This is a genomic window from Methylocaldum sp. (assembly GCF_035627495.1).
Lineage (GTDB): Bacteria > Pseudomonadota > Gammaproteobacteria > Methylococcales > Methylococcaceae > Methylocaldum.
On the sequence record NZ_DASPLO010000008.1, the window covers coordinates 1 to 15,785 of the forward strand.

A 15,785-nucleotide genomic window follows, 5' to 3' on the forward strand; every position below is an offset into this window, starting at 1 on the left:
GGGCTTTTTATGCCTGGCTGATGTCCGCGCTCAGAGAACTCATGGGGATATCACTACCATTGATCGGCCCGGTTATGGGAGAAAGCTCAACCTAACCAGCTTACAATTTCAAAGAAAAATCGAATTCTTCAAGACCGACGACCTACTGTGCGGCGGCCCCTCGGCTGATGCTCGCTGGTGACGGTTTCTAAACAGCTTCTAAGAAGCTGTCTTCAAACTACTGCACACCGCCATGCTGGCATTGCTCAAGGGCTCAAAATGCTGATGAAAAGCATCCCTGCTTTTCACTCACCACCTCCCTGTGGTTCGCCCTTGCGGGCGGCCGCGCCGTGCAAATCCTCCATCCTGCCGATTTGTCACCCTGACGGGCACGCTGCCGCGGTCCCATTTCTCTCCTGGCGAAATGGTCATGTACGCCTCTGTACACGCCGGTTATTACGCGCCCCATCCCTGGGGCTCGCCCTGCGGGCCAGCCTGCGGCTGTTCTCTCCACGTGTCCCGCGCTCCGGGTCACCCTTTCGCGCCTTGTTCTGACGGTGCTCATGACGTTTGAAAACAGCTTCTCAGACAGAAATCCGATACTCCACATATAACTCATCATTTTGATCCGCAGATATTTTGTCGAGGAAGGCGTTCCACTCCGCGGGACTAATGTGATTAGGATTAGGGCTCTTTTTTAAGTCTGAGACCGTGCAGTCAGCACGGATGATCCGACCCTTGGTTTTCTGCTCGAGCCGCTTAAGCAGCGCGGGAAAAGGCATGTCCCAGTGCTTCTTGTTACGCGCTATGTCCTCGTCCACCGGGATCAATGCCACCAACTCGCCGCTAATCATCAGCTCCAACCCCTTTTCGCGCAGCGTGGCGTTATGGCTGGCGTGATGCCCGACTTTATACAGCACGGTTCTGGCCAGCAGATGCGCGGCAGTGATAGCGTTAGAATCCTCGGGTTTGGCGTCTTTCGGCCAGCAAAGATCTGCCCACGAGAGCCAGTTGCCAACCTGGGCATCGCCCGGAAACAGGAGCACCTTGCCAGTAGCAGTCAACTCAATGGCGATCGCGAGGCAAGTGTTATTGGTGTCATTGTCGAGCTTTAGGGCGAGGCTGCCTGCCATTTCGAGCCAATCGGTGTCGATGCGCCGCCAGGACAACTCGTCGGCATAGGGAGGAACCATGGGCGGATCACTGGGGAAGCCATAGCGGTTACGGAAGAACGCTTCTTGCTTTGCTGCCTCGATCGAGAGCTGAAGGCTTCTGTCAAATGGCAAGCTGAGTTCGTAATCCCGGCGTTGGTCAATCGTGAGATTCTCGAACGGCTCCTCGGCAGTATCGAGAGCCGCAATGAACGCTCTGGTGAATTCGGTGGCAAAGGTGAGTTCGTAGACCTCTTTGCCTCGCTTGGTCGGATCTCCTTTCTTGAGCAGTTGCTCGTTTTCAGGCGGTCCCAGCACATAGATATGCACACCGTCCACCCCTGGGAGCGAGAAAGGCTCGCGGCCGGGATAGCAGAAACGTGGGCGGTCCACGCGTGTGCGGATAAAGGCCAGCGCCGCCTCGGTCGTCGCACTAGGCTTCGCGCCGAGGGGACCAGCGAATTCCAACAGATTCATTAGCGCTGAGGCCTTTGGCGAGCCTGCCGCCTGAAGACGCGACGCCGCCCTTTGCAGGGCCGCGAAGGCGGCTTTGCGTTCCCTGCGGAGCTTCTGGGCGAGCTCGTTGTCCGGATCCTCGGTCCACGCCAGCCACAGTTCCCCTATTTCGATCTTTTCGAACACCTCTTTCGCCTGGATAAAGCCGGAGAGATGGTCCCAATGCTCGTGCGTGGCAATCACTACATCCAGCCGCCCACCGGTCGTGGCGCGGATGTCTTCCGCCACAGCCTGCATCTTCTCTAGCTGTTTTTCGGTACCCAGCATAAGACCGCAGTCAATGAGCATGTAGACCGGGCGCTCCCTACCCGGGAATGTGAGCAGAAAGCAGTCTCCAAGCCCCTGGCGATACATACGCACCGCGATCTCGTCGGCCTTCGGCGTGGCGGGTTGACGTGAAGGCCGAGCGGGCGGGGTCGAGCTTTTCTTCGAGGCCGATTTGGTTTTGCCAACCATAGCCTTCCCCTTAATAGCCCCGATGCAGCAGGGCAAACGGCTCCTTGTTCTCTCCTTTGCGGAAGCCACCGAAGTATGTCGCCCCCAGCGTTTGCTCATTCGAGGGCGATAGATACTCCCGCTGCTGCTGCAGGCGTTTCTCACTCAGGATGTTCTTGCCGATGCAGTAACGTACCTCTTTAGTGCTCATATCAACGAGCAATGTGCAGCCACCGCGGAAGGCAAAGTGCTCCTCAGAGGGATCAAGATCCCGGTCAGCCTTTGCCTGCTCCTCGGCGGTGAGGTAACCCTTGCGGGACTGTGTGATCTCGATGACGAGGTCGTTGAGTTGCTGGCCATCGGGGCCGACACGGCGGGCGGGACGCACGGAATGCACTTCGACCTTTGGGAGCCAATCCTGGTCGCTCCACTCGATCGTGGGCGGTGCATCTTCCCCGAGTGCCAGTCCCATTTGCCACGCTGCCTCACCTGTAATGCCTGCTTTCTTGTCCTTGAGCCACGCCCATACCAAGTATTGGTTGCGCTCGTTGCGCCTCCAAATTTCCTCGCGGTCCGACGTCAGTCCCAAGCGTAGTTGTTCTATCTTGCCAATGGGGAGGGCCACGGTGGGTTTCTGCCAGCGTAGACTGTCGATCGAGAGCGAACGGACATCGGGCGGATAGATCCCCCGACGGCGGAAGGCTTCAATCACGGCAATGCGATAACCCTTGTCGTCGTCGGGCACGAGGTCCTCGTCCGCGGTGATCAATGCCCGCAAATATTCACCGAAGGTGACATCAACCGGCGGGCAATAATCGAGCGCCCGGATACACATCCGCAGCACGTGCGAGGCGGACTTGGTAGCCTCGATGGCCAAGCGATTGACCAGATCCGAATGCAGCTCCCCTTGCGGTAGTACACCGCTGCCTCCCGTGGCAATCCGGAGGAGATCGGCGATGCGCGCCTTGAAAATGGCGAGAAAGGCATCGAATACCGCCGCAACGAGGATTGCGCCACGTTCATGGGGCTCTTGCGTCGCCTCGTATTTTCGGGGATCGGGCTGGCCAGTGAGCGGAGCCACCTGATTGATCGCACTGCGTAGCGCCCCTCGGTTGCCGATTGCTTGGCCGAACTGCTGGGCCAGCTCTCCGAGCAGATTCTGGTTGGCGAGATTCCCCTGGGTCCGCGCGATTTGGTGGCGGACCGATTCTGGGAAGGTGAAGTGTTGGAAGAGTGCGACGATATCCGCGAAGGCCTCGTGGAAGGCAAGCGCATCCGGGTTGCTCGCCTCGATGAAGCGCTTGTGGAGCCCATCGAGCAGCGCATGGGTCGTCTCATGGGCAATGATATCGTGCGAGAGGCAGGTAAAGACCACGCCCCCGGGGAGGTTGCGCCCGGGCTCCACGCGTGATGCAGGAAAATAGCCGAACAGTAAGGCCTTTTTCTCCGGGCTGTAGAAGGCATTGGCCTCCCGAAGGGCATGGGGATAGCAGCGCAGCCGGCGGATGAATACTGCCTTGGTCTTCCCGTCTTCTCCCTGGACGAAGCGCGGTGACCATAGTGCAAGCCGCCCCAGGGACTGCTCGAAGTTCCGGATCGTCATCATCGCCACGGCATATACCATTTGCTGATGGAACTGGGGATTTCCCTCCGAAGGAGGGAGGCCATCCTGCCCGAGTAGTCGCGGATCGTTGAGGTTAACTGGGGGGTAGAAGGCGTTGCTGGCCGGGTCGGCATCCACGACCTCAAGGTACTCACCGACCGGGCCCGGCCCTAGTTCCTCTTCCCAAGGTATCTTCAAGACCGTTTCATTGAGTACCGCCGTATCCAGATCCAGTGAGAGGCTGGGGTCAAAGGCATAGGCCCGCAATCGGCGAAACGTAGGTGGCAGACCAACTAGATCTCCAGACATCGCTTCTCCTTTCTCTTATGAACCAGCAGTGCTCAACCCTGCGGCTTCGGCCCCGAGACCAAGCCCACAAAAATCGGCGTTTAGCACGCCGACACCCAGCAACACGAACACTTTTTTATGACGGGGGCCTGAATCCGTAGCGACTCAGGCCTCTACGGTGATGCCCAGTGCGGTCGTCTGCGGCGTGTGGAAGAGGTCGCCCGTAATCACGTCGATCAGCGCCCGACCGGGCTGTCGGGCGTGGAACAAGACCGTGTTCGGAGGCCCCATCGGCGTCAAGATGTTGCCGTCGTCTCCGACGACCGCCTGGAGGAATGGGCCCAACAGCTCGACGACGTCACCGCCGGAGCGGACACGGCCACCGGCCGCGCGGAACAGGAGTACGTCGCCTGAGCGGACCGTCAGCGGCGAGAGACACATGCGCGGATCCTGCACTTCTATCAGCCGTGCCATCGGCCTCACCCCCCTGCGTCTCGGTTCCAGCCGGGATCCCTTGAAGGCCCGGGGTCAGTCAGACTGCCACCTCGACATCCTCCGATTCCGCCCAGTCCTCCTCTTGCGCGGCCGTCACATAGCCCGGCTTGGGGTAGATCTTTCCGGCGAACATGTAGTCCGTCTGATTGATGTCCGTCCCGCCAGTGATCGGCTTGCCATCCTTGGTGATCACCCTGGGGAGCTGGTAGCACATGATTGAGGTCTGGTCGGCCGGGGTACCCATGAGCGATGCTTCGTCCAGCGGGGTGAGGACTTGGGAGTCCACTGTCGCCCTATCCCAGCCATACGTCTCCAGGAACCACTTGTACGCCTTCGCCGGGTCGATCCGGGCGACCAGGTCCTTCCGCATGTGCTCGTGCGGAAAGCCGAGGGTGTGCCCGGTCTCGTGATGGACGACCCGCTTGTACTCCGACTCGGGAGTCCTCATGGTGAATCCCTGAAGGTTCATCGTCGGACGGTTCTTCGGAATGAGCAGGACATCCGTTCCAAGGTACGACCAGTAGCCGCCCGGCTCCCGGGAGATCCGGATGTCCCCGGTCCCGTTGGTCCCGACGAACGAGATGCACCCTGTTTTGGTCCACGCGTTCATGTGGCTGATGATCCGGGTCTTCAGGTCGGCCGGGGTGCTCTCCATGAAACTGATGGTCAGTGTGCGAGGCTTCGGCCCCCAATACTTCGCGGTGAGCACCGCAAGGCGGAGGGGCTCGTTGATCTCGAGCCCTGCCGCGACTGAGGCGAGCGGTCCGAACACCGGTGCGTTAACCGGATTGATCGTCCTGGCAGTCTCGGCCGCCTTCACCAGGAGCCGCTTTGGGAGGGACTTGAGAACACACGCAGGCGTGTCCTCTTGCGAAGCCTGCTCCGACTCCTCACCCTCTTTGTGCTCATAATTTTCGAAATCCTCGCCAATCTCGATTGCCGCACTCGCCACCTCAGCGATCTTGGCAAGAGTCGCACGTAGATGATCGTTCTGATTCATATTCATAGTCCCTCCATGTGAAAAACCGAATTGCGGCCGCGTAGCTGTCCATGCTTCTATGCCGCCTAGCAAGGAAGTACCTAGTTCTGGCTGTCAGGCCATTCTGGGTGGTAGCCAAAATCTTTAATGCAAAAAGGTGGCGATTCTGTCAGGTAAAAAAGCCAAGAATGGCGGCACATACGCCCTATTTGGAATGTATACATCTTTGAGAAACCGAGACATTAAAATTTCACAAACACGGCGTAATGCCCCGGAGCAATGCGCCAATTCCCCCATTCAGGCAATACCGAGGCTGCGGATACGCCACCTTCGGTTATATCTTCGAGAATTCAGCGTGCGCCAACAGCCGTGAGCGTCTATGTGGCCCGCGCCGCCGAGAACTTCCGGGGCCAAGCCTCCCGCGCTGGCGCCCTTTCGGTCTTTCTGCAGACCAATCCCTTCAACCTCCAAGAGCTGCAATACCATCCCTCGACGACGGTCCGGCTGGCTTCACCCAGCGCGGACACGCAGGTCCTGATTCGGGCCGCCCTCACGGGGCTGAAGCGGATCCATAAGCCGGGTTGCCGCTACCGGAAAGCTGGCGTGATGCTGCTGGATCTCTCGGCCGAGACGGTTGAGCAAGGGCCGATAGGTGGGTCCGTTCTCCTTGCCGACCGCGGACGACTCATGGCCGCGTTTGATCAGCTCAACCAGAGGATGGGCCGGGGCACCCTCTGGATTGCCGCCGAAGGGATGAATCAATCCTGGCGCATGCACCGCGGCAATCTCTCACCTGCCTACACCAGCCGTTGGGATCAGCTGCCGGTAGTAAGGCCTGACGCCATTTTCCTTTTCAGCCCGCCTTTTGCTCTGCAGCGCGACCGACAACATTAGGGTCCAAACTCGATAACCCCCCCGATGGCTTCGATTTCTCGCTCCGGATTGCTCGATGATCGGCCTTTCGGAACCTTCAGCGGCGTGACGCTCCAGTCAATGTTAGTGGGCGTACGATTTTTCCAATGCGGTTTACATTGAGACCACGTGCTTTCATACTCAAAGCACTACAAACAATTTCATGTAACCATGAATGTATCCATTCGAGAGCTCAAGGTCCATCTTTCTCGCTACCTTCAGCTCATGCGCTCCGGAGAGACGGTCGTAGTGACGTCGCGTAACAAACCCATCGCGAAGCTTGAACCGATTACCGAGTCTCCCGAAGATTGGAAAGATATCCCGGGTGTACGATGGGCGAAAACCCGGCCCAGGCTGACCCGATCTCGCGGCACGGCACCGGTGATCGAAGGGGAAACGCTGGCCGATTGGATTGTCCAGAACCGGCGATAGCGACCATGAAATTGATTTATCTCGATAGCTCCGCCATCGTTAAGTTATATGTCGATGAAGCGTTCAGCATCGAGGTGGAAACGCTCTTTCGCGGGGCCGATCAAGTGCTCTGCCATGGCATCGGCTATATCGAGGTGCGGGCAGCGCTGGCGGCCGCCAGACGGTTCGGGCGGATAGACCCCGCCGACTATCAAGCCATCGTTTCGGATTTCCGTGGAGATTGGTCCAGCTATAGCACCCTGGGACTCGATGACAAACTCACCGAACGCGCCGCGGAACTGGCGGAGGGATTCGCATTGCGAGGCTACGACAGCGTTCACTTAGCCAGCGCCGACCGCGTTCGATTAGCTAGGCCCGGCATGACATTCATCAGTTTCGACAAAGCGCTCAATCAGGCGGCGAAACTGCTTGGACTCTCGCTTCCGGACTTCGCCCCGTACTGACGGTACTAGAGCATTTTCAAATCTGATGTATGGGGGTTCGGTATTATCCCGTTATGGCGCGCCCGAGCATCGCCGCCTGGAGCCGGAATAGCCCGCAAGGGGCGCGTGAGGGATCGCGCGCGGCGACAAAGGCACAGGGAACGTGCCTTTTGTCGCCCCCGGCTCCAGGCGGTGACGCGCAGGATCAGCGCGCCATCCGGGTGCCCTTTGGTTTCTTTCGTTTGGGCAAGCAACTCGCCCGTGGGGCGAGACCCGCTCCAAGCTAAGTCGCCGCCAACGGCGGCTTCCTTCTTAGACCGTACAGCAGAACTGAAAACGCGATAAACTCAGCCCCAGGTGCCGCTCATGCATGGGTGGAGACTGCAGTGCACGACCCAGCTCGATCGCAACCCGATTGTGCTGGTGTTGGCTAAACTTAAAGTGCGCCTGCGCAAAAAAGCCGCAGAGCGAACCGATGATGCCCTCTTGCTGCAACGGAACTGGATGCCCTTCACCCCAATGTCACCCCAACCTCAGGCGGCCGTCCGGCCCCCGGTTTCCGTCGGACCGATCAGGCTGTTGACCTGCCTCGCCCTGTTGGGGCTCCAGCCGATCCGTGCCGCCGAGCCGATCGCGGCAGAGAATAGGGTCTGGGTCATGGGCAGCGACCGCGATTATACGCCTTACCAGTTCTTAGACGCCGCCGGCCAGCCGGTGGGCTTCGACGTCGATATCACCCGGGCCGCGGCCGAGGTGATGGGGCTCAAGATCGTGATCCGTACCGATGAATGGGAGACCTTGCGCCAGGATCTTGAAAACCAGCGCCTGGACGGTGTGGTCGGCATGTTCTATTCCAGCGATCGCACCCGTAACGTGGACTTCACCAGCCCTTACCTCCAGCTGCACCACCGTCTATTCGTCCCGCGCGGTTCCGCCATCCGTAATCTGGAGGACGTCGCCGCGGCCCGGTTGGTGGTGCAGAACGGCGATCTGATGCACGATCAATGGCGCGCCAAAGGCGGATCGGTGACGGCCGTTCCTACCTTGAGCAAAGCCCTATTCGGTCTCGACGCTGGCCGCTTCGACGCCGCCTTGATTCCGCATCTGCAGGGCGTCTACTTGATCCGCCAGAAGCACATCGCCAATGTCATCGCTATCGGCACGCCGCTGTTTCCGACGCAAAAATGCATCGCGCTCGCCAAAGGCCATCCGGAGCTCTTGGGCCAATTGAACGAGGGACTCACCATCATCAAGGCCAGTGGGCGCTATGACGCCCTTTATAACCACTGGTTCGGCATCACTTCGCCCAGCGCGGCGGACGAAAAGCTCAGGTCCTACCTCGCCTGGGGCGCGGCCCTCCTCGCCAGTCTGATGTTGCTGGGCCTCTCAGGCGTCATCCATTTTCGGCAAAGAACCCGCCGCCTGTCGCAGGAAATCGAGCGCCAGCGGAACAGGGCGCTGCACGATTCACTGACGGGTCTCGGAAACCGCCTCCTCTTGCTGGAGCATTTCGAACAGGCCCGGGCGGCCGCACGACGGCATCACCAGCAGATCGCGCTGCTCTTGATCGATCTCGATGGGTTCAAAGAGGTCAATGACCGCCTGGGCCACCCTGCCGGCGACCAGATCCTCTGTACCGTGGCCCATGGGTTGCGCCGCTCGGTGCGCGACATGGACACGGTGGTGCGCAACGGCGGTGACGAGTTCATTATTCTGCTCAAAGAGCTGTCGAACGAACACCCTGCGACCGTCGTCGCGGAAAAAATCCTCCAGCACCTCGATTCACTCCCAGGTCCCGACTTGGACGACATCCCCCTGGGGGCGAGCATCGGCATCGCCCTTTATCCGACGCATGGCGAGGAGTTGGAGCTCTTGATCCGGAAGGCCGACCGCGCCATGTATCACTGCAAGGCCAACGGCAAGAACCGCTATGGCTTTTGTCCTGGCGAGGCCGTCTGAGTCTTCGCTCGGTCCGGACCGGTATGGCCTTCCCTTTTTGCGACACGTCGGGGATGTCCGAATCGCGGGAATGATTCCTGTTTCCATTCGTTTATATAGACACATCCCTTGGTGTTGTTGACGGTTGGGGAGCGCCATCACAATGCGTCTCATTCGGGTTCCGACCGATCACGGCGAACGCTTCCATCTGATAGACGGCGCTGGCGAGCCTCTGCCGCTTGTAGCCAGCTTCGTATTCGGCCTACAGGCGCGGGGCTGCTCTCTAGCCGGCGTGTGAGCGCGCGGGCCTGCTCACAGCCCGAGTTCGCTCAGCCCTGGATGGTTGTCCGGACGACGCCCCTGAGGCCAGTAGAATTTGCGGTCAGATTCTTTGATAGGCAAGTCGTTGATGCTAGCGAGGCGGCGCTGCATCAGTCCGTTTTCGTCAAACGCCCAGTTCTCATTGCCATAGGACCTATACCAGTTGCCGGCATCATCATGCCACTCGTAGGCGAAGCGGACCGCAATGCGATTGCCGTCGAACGCCCACAATTCCTTGTTTAGTCGGTAATCGAGTTCTCGTGCCCACTTGCGGGTGAGAAATCGCACAATTTCCTCGCGTCCTTCGAAGAATTCGGCGCGGTTGCGCCATTGGCTGCCGATCGTATACGCTAAGGAAACCCGCGCCGGGTCGCGGCTATTCCAAGCGTCCTCTGCCAGCCTGACTTTTTGCGTCGCCGTCTCACGCGTGAATGGAGGCGAGGGTGGACGTGCTTCGCTTGCTTCTTGATACATGGTAAGTCTCCCTCGGTTAGTGGACGAAAGTGTTCATCGAACGGGTAAGCTACTGGTCCACTATCTCCGCAGCGGTGTTGCATAGCCACATTCAGTGTAGAGAGCTGGGCCCGGCCCTCCCATGGAGTGCTTGGCTTGGCTCAGCCTTCACCAAGCTTGACGTGTCCACATAACTAAGTAAAAAAGATCCGCAGGAATCAGGGCGCGGTGTATCCGAAAGGGCTGCCGGTAAGCAGACTTTTCAGCGACGGTTTCCGCCCGGGCATTGATGGTCGAATACCCAAGTTTCGAGTCCTTGGCCCAGAACGGCAGAAGGCCCCAAGTGAGCGAAACCAATTCCCGTTCACCGACATCATCCAGCTGCACCGCCAAGATCGGCTGCGTCGGTGCCGGGTTATCCGGGGCCGGGCCTCTAAGACTCGGATCTTGATTTCCGAGGCCTCGAACCAACGAGTGATGGACTGAGGATCGGTGTATTGGGCGAAGCGACCACACATGGGGGGTTGTAACCGTGGTCAACTAGAAGATCCTATTCAGGGCAATACGTATCATTCGCTATCCACAGTTTCCGGGGACAACCCTGTGGATAAGTGTGGGGATGGAATAGCCGACCGCCCGGCCTATCGGGCTTTTTGTTCGCCTGATCACGTTCTGCTCAACCACCGCGTTTTGGGATCTTCTGAATCTATGTGGTTGATTTTTCGCAATACATGAACTAGCGAACGGTGCCTCAAGGGGTTACGGCCTTACAGTCAGCCGAAACAGACCGGCCATCCCACTGTCAAGACTTGACAGTGGATAACTCGTCGAACGTGCCTCAAAACAGCACATGCACCCCCGGACGGTCTCGCGGTTCAAGCGTGTTCGGTCCGGTCATCGCCCATCCAGGAGGCGGGGAATTGAAATCGGTCCATTCGGCAAAATGCACGAATCCGGCGGCGGAATTGTCAAAGCCGGTGTCCTCGAGATCACGTGATCGAAGGCATCGGCAGTTCGATGTCCCCTTCCCCGCCTTGGTGACGATGATGGACAGAGGGCCGTTCGGCCGATGCACGGTACGCCGACGCTTTGCGCAGGACTGATCCTACGGCAACGCGGCACAAACCCGGTTCCGGCCGGGCTTTTTATTGGCTGATCGATGGACACAAAAAAACCCGGATCTGACCTGGTTTTTTCTTGATGTCTCAAATACAGAAGAAATACAGAATCAGCGTAATGATGCGTCTGTATTTCTCTAAGCAGATGATTTAATTGGCGTCCCCAAGGGGGTTCGAACCCCTGTTACCGCCGTGAAAGGGCGGTGTCCTAGGCCTCTAGACGATGGGGACAAGGACTCTTATCGTTCGGTGAGTGGTGGAGCCAGCGAGGATCGAACTCGCGACCTCAACAATGCCATTGTTGCGCTCTCCCAGCTGAGCTATGGCCCCACGCGGCGAAGAATGCGAATGTTAAATAATGGCTCTGCGTTTGTCTAGGTTTTTTTACCGATATACTGAATTGCTCGGCCGACTCTGGAGAGACTCAAAGTTTTTCCCAGCAACTCCAGCGTAAGATCAATGGGAGGCGATACCGTTGTTCCCGACACGGCCACCCGAAGCGGCTGAGCGACACTGCCCATTTTCACTCCAAGCGTTTCCGCGGTATCTGCGACGGCTTGATGAATCGCTTCGCGATTCCAGATGTCCAACGCCTGTAATTTAGATTCCAGCGCCTGCAAAGCTCCTAAGCTATCGCCCGTCAAGTTCTTGCCGGCAGCTTTCTCATCGTACGTTTCGAACTCTCTGTAAAAGAAGACGCTTGCCTTCGCCATGTCGACCAGGGTCTTGCAACGCTCGCGCTGCGCTTCGACCACCCTGATGGGATCGGGTCCCTGGGTGGGATCGATATTCAATTGCCCCAGATGCCAGCGCAGGTGATGCGCGACATGCAAGGGATCGCTATGCATGATGTAGTGATGATTCAACCACAACAGCTTTTCGGGATTGAACGCCGAGGCTGAATGATTAATGTCATTAACATCGAACAGTTCGATCATTTCGTCCACTGAAAAGATCTCCTGATCGCCATGGGACCAGCCAAGGCGCACCAGATAGTTGATAAGCGCCTCAGGCAAATAGCCGTCGTCGCGGTACTGCATAACGCTGACCGCCCCGTGACGTTTCGATAACTTGGCCCCGTCAGACCCCAGGATCATCGGCACGTGTGCGTATTTCGGCAGCGGTGCGCCCAGGGCCTTTAGAATGTTGATCTGGCGCGGCGTGTTGTTGAGATGATCGTCGCCGCGGATTACATGGGTGATCTGCATGTCGAGATCATCGACCACGACGGTAAAGTTATAGGTGGGCGTACCGTCCGAACGGGCAATGATGAGATCGTCCAATTCGCTATTTTTCACAATGACCCGACCGCGCACGAGATCTTCGATAACGACTTCGCCATCATCGGGATTGCGAAACCGTAATACCGGCTGAACGCCTTCGCGAGGTTCGGTGCGATGGCGGCAACGCCCGTCGTAGCGCGGCTTTTCCTTGCGTGCTATTTGGTCCGCGCGCAGGCTATCCAGTTCGTCCCTCGTGCAGTAGCACGGATAGGCTTTACCCTCGTCCAATAATTGCTGGGCAACCGCTTCATACCGGTCAAAGCGGTCGGTTTGATAGAACGGTCCTTCATCGTATTCCAGCCCGAGCCAGGTCATGCCCTCGAGAATCGCATTGACCGCATCGACGGTGGAGCGCTCCAAATCCGTATCCTCGATGCGCAGGATAAAGGTGCCGCCGTGTTTACGCGCGTACAGCCAGGAAAAAAGCGCCGTGCGCGCGCCGCCAACGTGCAAATAACCCGTAGGGCTCGGAGCAAATCGGGTACGTATGGTCATTCGAATAATCCTGAAAAAAAGCTAGAGTTGCCGACTTTTACCATCGGCGCTCGGTGACTACGGGATTGAGGATAGATAACGATGATACCAAAATCCGGCCGATTCCTTCATCGCGAAGGCCGAACCATTTTACCGAGGGCTTCGAACCAAGCTATCCTTATTGCTTTTCTCGGATTAAGTGTCATCAGCGATCCCACAAACGCATTCCATTCGTAATGACTCTCGAGACGGCAGATACCCTTCAAAACCCTCTATTACAGCTTTGCTCCCAGGAAATGCGGGCGGAAAAGCTCGCGCTGCCCACGCTCCCGGACATCTCCCTAAAGATTCGCAAGGCTATCAACGACGACCGGGCGAATAATTCGAAAATTGCACGGGTCGTGCAGATCGATCCGGCCATTACCGCACGGCTGATTCATATCGCCAACAGTCCGATTTATCACGGGCGCAAGAAAATAGAGAGTTGTCCTGAAGCCTTGACCCGGCTCGGGCTCAAAGCGGCACAGCACTTGATCACCACGTTTTCGCTAAAAGCCGTGTTCATCGCCAAGTCGCCTCAGATTCGGAAACGGATGCACGATCTTTGGGCCCATAGCAGTTATGTAGCCGCAATCTGCGCTGTCCTCGCCCACAAAACTCGGGGGTTCGACCCCGATCGAGCGATGCTGGCCGGATTGGTTCACGATATCGGCAGCGTTCCCGTACTCACCTTTGCCGATCGGCATCCGGAACTGATCGTCGACCCCAGCCATCTTGACCAGGCGATACAGACCCTACGAGTACCGGTCGGTGTGATGATCTTGAGGAAGTGGAACTTTCCGGCGGATTTCGAAGACGTTACCGTCCATGCGGAGAATTGGTTTCGCGATCACTCCGGGGCGCCGGATTACACGGATCTGGTTGTTCTATCCCAGCTGCACAGTTTTGTCGGCACGCTACAGATTCATAAATACCCTCGCATGGATGAAATTCCGGCTTACCGGAAACTCATGGCGGGACAACCGGCCACAGACGTCAGCAAGGACGTACTCGGCCTGGCCAAGGAGGAAATCTTGCAGATCCGGCAAATGCTCACGCATTGACGCGATGGAAATCCGGCTGCCCGTCCTCATCCCGACGACGCCCCTGCCTCAGACCGGGGCGCAGCCGCTAAAACTCGGGGATATTCTCAGCGCCGTCGTTCAGGCACAGATCAAAGACAACAGCTTTCTTCTTCAACTCGACGCCGGTGGGCGAACGCTGACGGCAAACAGCAGCGCCAATCTACAACCGGGACAAATACTCGAACTTCAGGTGATTAAGCTGGGGACCACTCCCGAGCTTCGAATCATCCCGTCCGAATCTGATTCAACAGTGCCGGAGCCAACGGTACAGCAGGCACTACGCCAATTCCTGCCAAAACAGGAACAGATCGCCAATGTGATCAAGGAACTCCAGCTCCTCGTCGCTCAGGCTAAACAAACCTCCGCCCTGCCCACTCCGATAAGAAACGCTTTAGAAAATCTCTTGGCCTCAATTCCAAAACAATCCGAACTGGTTACACCCGAAGGCGTAGAAAACGGCCTGCGGAATTCGGGAGTGTTTCTTGAGGCAAAGCTCGCCAGCCATGCCGATTCGGCGCCTGGCTTTGCCGATTCCGACTTCAAAGCCCAACTGCTACGCGTTCTCGACAGTTTGAAAACGCTTCGGACAGATCAGGAAACCGCGCCCGATCCGATCGGCACCCTGCCAGATGCCGAAATACCCGTTGAACAGGTTCATACCCAATCGGTAATCGCCGACACCGGGGAGCAGACGGAAACACCTGTGTTTCGTTTCGAAAGCGCTAGCTCGGCCGAAGATGTAGCGCTGACGGACAGGCAAACCGCACAAAACTCCGATGATCTGCTTTCCGCCCCTGCTCCGGAGCAGGGAGAAAAGGATTCCCCGAAATCACAGCCGCACTCACAGTCCCCTACCCCACGAGAGCCGGAATACGAAAAATCAGCCGGGCGTCTTGCGGGTCCCGCTACATCGGAAGAACAGAACGCGCTCATATCGGGGGATGAATTCGGAGCCGAGCATATCGCCCAGAAAATCGAAGCCGCCCTCGCGAAAGTGGTAGTGGATCAGTTGTCATCCCTACCCAAGGATGACGCCGCTCCATCCATGTGGCGGCTGGAAATCCCCTTTACCGACGGCGACCACGGAGATGCGGCAAAATTGCTTATAACCAAGGACGCGAAATCCGGGAGTCCGGAAGCTGCCGATCACTGGTCGATCACTTTGGAATTGCATCCGCCGGAGCTAGGAACATTCTGTGCGCGGATCATCTTGAAGGGGGGCCAAATCGATACCTATCTATGGAGCGACACGGCAACGACATCCGACCTGATCCGCGAGCGGTGCGAACACCTGAGAGCCCGGCTGCATGGCGCGGGATTGTCGATAGGCCAACTGGCGCCCCTGGATCGTCCCCCACGCTCGCAGCTCCCTGAACATCCCTCTCCTCCGCTCCTGGACCTCCGCGCGTGACCCGAATCATCAATCCACCTAATATCGCCGTCGCCCTGCATTACGACGGAGAGAGCACCCCGCGGGTGACCGCCAAAGGCAAAGGCGCGGTAGCGGACCAAATCATCGAACTGGCAAGACAGAATAATATTCCGCTGCACACGGACGCGGGTTTGGCGAATGTGTTGGCCAAAATACCGCTGGGCGACGACATCCCGCGGGAACTATACCTTGCAGTGGCCGAGGTGATTGCGTTTGCGTATTCGCTCAGCGGCAAAATGCCCGGCAAATAGCATCAAGCCGGAAAAATTAGCCGAACTACAGGCTTTTAGTGTCCTGTCCCATTAATACGTAGCATAAATCTTGCTTAATTTCTGGGTGTCTTTAGATTTGAGGAGATACCCAATGAAAAACGGCCGCCCGAAAGCCGAACTGGTCATCACACCCGCTGAACGCGAACAACTGGAGGCAC

At 57.8% G+C, this 15,785-nt stretch carries 15 protein-coding genes and 2 tRNA genes; 8 read left to right on the forward strand and 9 right to left on the reverse strand.

Features of this window, described 5'->3' with window-relative positions:
- Positions 1-563: 563 nt before the first annotated feature.
- The 4 genes from VEB01_RS00980 to VEB01_RS00995 all read right to left on the reverse strand — a co-directional run bounded on the left by VEB01_RS00980 (position 564) and on the right by VEB01_RS00995 (position 5,467).
- On the reverse strand, positions 564-2,102 hold the full coding sequence (locus tag VEB01_RS00980; RefSeq protein WP_324872239.1) for an MBL fold metallo-hydrolase: 1,539 nt from the start codon (positions 2,100-2,102) through the stop codon (positions 564-566).
- 10 nt (positions 2,103-2,112) lie between these two features.
- On the reverse strand, positions 2,113-3,993 hold the full coding sequence (locus VEB01_RS00985) for a gluzincin family metallopeptidase (RefSeq protein ID WP_324872240.1): 1,881 nt from the start codon (positions 3,991-3,993) through the stop codon (positions 2,113-2,115).
- A 144-nt stretch (positions 3,994-4,137) separates the two neighbouring features.
- Positions 4,138-4,446 (reverse strand): hypothetical protein, encoded by a 309-nt coding sequence (locus VEB01_RS00990; protein ID WP_324872241.1) that lies wholly within the window; start codon positions 4,444-4,446, stop codon positions 4,138-4,140.
- A 58-nt stretch (positions 4,447-4,504) separates the two neighbouring features.
- Entirely contained in the window at positions 4,505-5,467 is a 963-nt protein-coding gene (locus tag VEB01_RS00995; protein WP_324872242.1) for a M12 family metallopeptidase, read from the reverse strand.
- A 348-nt stretch (positions 5,468-5,815) separates the two neighbouring features.
- Here VEB01_RS00995 and VEB01_RS01000 point away from each other — a divergent pair, with 348 nt between their 5' ends.
- The 5 genes from VEB01_RS01000 to VEB01_RS01020 all read left to right on the forward strand — a co-directional run bounded on the left by VEB01_RS01000 (position 5,816) and on the right by VEB01_RS01020 (position 9,448).
- Positions 5,816-6,340: a DUF4113 domain-containing protein gene (locus VEB01_RS01000; protein ID WP_324872243.1), complete on the forward strand. Its 525-nt coding sequence runs from the start codon at positions 5,816-5,818 to the stop codon at positions 6,338-6,340.
- A gap of 189 nt (positions 6,341-6,529) precedes the next feature.
- Entirely contained in the window at positions 6,530-6,790 is a 261-nt protein-coding gene (locus tag VEB01_RS01005) for a type II toxin-antitoxin system Phd/YefM family antitoxin (RefSeq protein WP_324872244.1), read from the forward strand.
- A gap of 5 nt (positions 6,791-6,795) precedes the next feature.
- A complete protein-coding gene (locus tag VEB01_RS01010) occupies positions 6,796-7,233 on the forward strand; it encodes a type II toxin-antitoxin system VapC family toxin (RefSeq protein ID WP_324872245.1) in 438 nt (145 codons plus the stop codon).
- 345 nt (positions 7,234-7,578) lie between these two features.
- Positions 7,579-9,171: a diguanylate cyclase domain-containing protein gene (locus tag VEB01_RS01015; RefSeq protein ID WP_324872246.1), complete on the forward strand. Its 1,593-nt coding sequence runs from the start codon at positions 7,579-7,581 to the stop codon at positions 9,169-9,171.
- A 142-nt stretch (positions 9,172-9,313) separates the two neighbouring features.
- The gene (locus VEB01_RS01020; RefSeq protein WP_324872247.1) at positions 9,314-9,448 is read left to right on the forward strand and encodes a hypothetical protein; all 135 of its coding nucleotides are present in this window, start codon (positions 9,314-9,316) and stop codon (positions 9,446-9,448) included.
- A 14-nt stretch (positions 9,449-9,462) separates the two neighbouring features.
- On the opposite strand, the gene VEB01_RS01025 is transcribed toward VEB01_RS01020, so the two are convergent.
- The 5 genes from VEB01_RS01025 to gltX form a co-directional block, all read right to left on the reverse strand.
- Positions 9,463-9,945 (reverse strand): nuclear transport factor 2 family protein, encoded by a 483-nt coding sequence (locus VEB01_RS01025; RefSeq protein WP_324872248.1) that lies wholly within the window; start codon positions 9,943-9,945, stop codon positions 9,463-9,465.
- 147 nt (positions 9,946-10,092) lie between these two features.
- Entirely contained in the window at positions 10,093-10,440 is a 348-nt protein-coding gene (locus tag VEB01_RS01030; RefSeq protein ID WP_324872253.1) for an SOS response-associated peptidase family protein, read from the reverse strand.
- A 757-nt stretch (positions 10,441-11,197) separates the two neighbouring features.
- A tRNA-Glu gene (locus VEB01_RS01035) sits at positions 11,198-11,273 on the reverse strand.
- A 23-nt stretch (positions 11,274-11,296) separates the two neighbouring features.
- Positions 11,297-11,372 (reverse strand) — tRNA-Ala (locus tag VEB01_RS01040).
- Between the two features lie 44 nt (positions 11,373-11,416).
- Positions 11,417-12,820: a glutamate--tRNA ligase gene (gltX, locus tag VEB01_RS01045; protein WP_324872249.1), complete on the reverse strand. Its 1,404-nt coding sequence runs from the start codon at positions 12,818-12,820 to the stop codon at positions 11,417-11,419.
- A gap of 215 nt (positions 12,821-13,035) precedes the next feature.
- Between gltX and VEB01_RS01050 the strand changes: the two genes are divergently transcribed.
- Genes VEB01_RS01050 through VEB01_RS01060 form a run of 3 tightly spaced genes read left to right on the forward strand, consistent with a single transcriptional unit; the run spans position 13,036 to position 15,606 of the window.
- On the forward strand, positions 13,036-13,902 hold the full coding sequence (locus VEB01_RS01050) for an HDOD domain-containing protein (protein WP_324872250.1): 867 nt from the start codon (positions 13,036-13,038) through the stop codon (positions 13,900-13,902).
- Positions 13,903-13,906: 4 nt separating this feature from the next.
- Positions 13,907-15,334, forward strand: a complete 1,428-nt coding sequence (fliK, locus tag VEB01_RS01055) for a flagellar hook-length control protein FliK (RefSeq protein ID WP_324872251.1) — start codon at positions 13,907-13,909, stop codon at positions 15,332-15,334.
- Positions 15,331-15,606, forward strand: a complete 276-nt coding sequence (locus VEB01_RS01060) for an EscU/YscU/HrcU family type III secretion system export apparatus switch protein (RefSeq protein ID WP_324872252.1) — start codon at positions 15,331-15,333, stop codon at positions 15,604-15,606. Before fliK ends, VEB01_RS01060 begins: the two co-directional genes overlap by 4 nt.
- Positions 15,607-15,785: the final 179 nt, after the last annotated feature.

Bases quoted from the DNA above. Each gene is read 5' to 3' on its own strand.
- fliK (WP_324872251.1), top strand. From the start codon at position 13,907: ATGGAAATCCGGCTGCCCGTCCTCATCCCGACGACGCCCCTGCCTCAG.
- VEB01_RS01020 (WP_324872247.1), top strand. From the start codon at position 9,314: ATGCGTCTCATTCGGGTTCCGACCGATCACGGCGAACGCTTCCATCTG.
- VEB01_RS00990 (WP_324872241.1), bottom strand. From the start codon at position 4,446: ATGGCACGGCTGATAGAAGTGCAGGATCCGCGCATGTGTCTCTCGCCG.
- VEB01_RS01010 (WP_324872245.1), top strand. From the start codon at position 6,796: ATGAAATTGATTTATCTCGATAGCTCCGCCATCGTTAAGTTATATGTC.
- VEB01_RS01025 (WP_324872248.1), bottom strand. From the start codon at position 9,945: ATGTATCAAGAAGCAAGCGAAGCACGTCCACCCTCGCCTCCATTCACG.
- VEB01_RS01005 (WP_324872244.1), top strand. From the start codon at position 6,530: ATGAATGTATCCATTCGAGAGCTCAAGGTCCATCTTTCTCGCTACCTT.
- VEB01_RS00995 (WP_324872242.1), bottom strand. From the start codon at position 5,467: ATGAATCAGAACGATCATCTACGTGCGACTCTTGCCAAGATCGCTGAG.
- VEB01_RS01015 (WP_324872246.1), top strand. From the start codon at position 7,579: ATGCATGGGTGGAGACTGCAGTGCACGACCCAGCTCGATCGCAACCCG.
- VEB01_RS00985 (WP_324872240.1), bottom strand. From the start codon at position 3,993: ATGTCTGGAGATCTAGTTGGTCTGCCACCTACGTTTCGCCGATTGCGG.
- gltX (WP_324872249.1), bottom strand. From the start codon at position 12,820: ATGACCATACGTACCCGATTTGCTCCGAGCCCTACGGGTTATTTGCAC.
- VEB01_RS01050 (WP_324872250.1), top strand. From the start codon at position 13,036: ATGACTCTCGAGACGGCAGATACCCTTCAAAACCCTCTATTACAGCTT.
- VEB01_RS00980 (WP_324872239.1), bottom strand. From the start codon at position 2,102: ATGGTTGGCAAAACCAAATCGGCCTCGAAGAAAAGCTCGACCCCGCCC.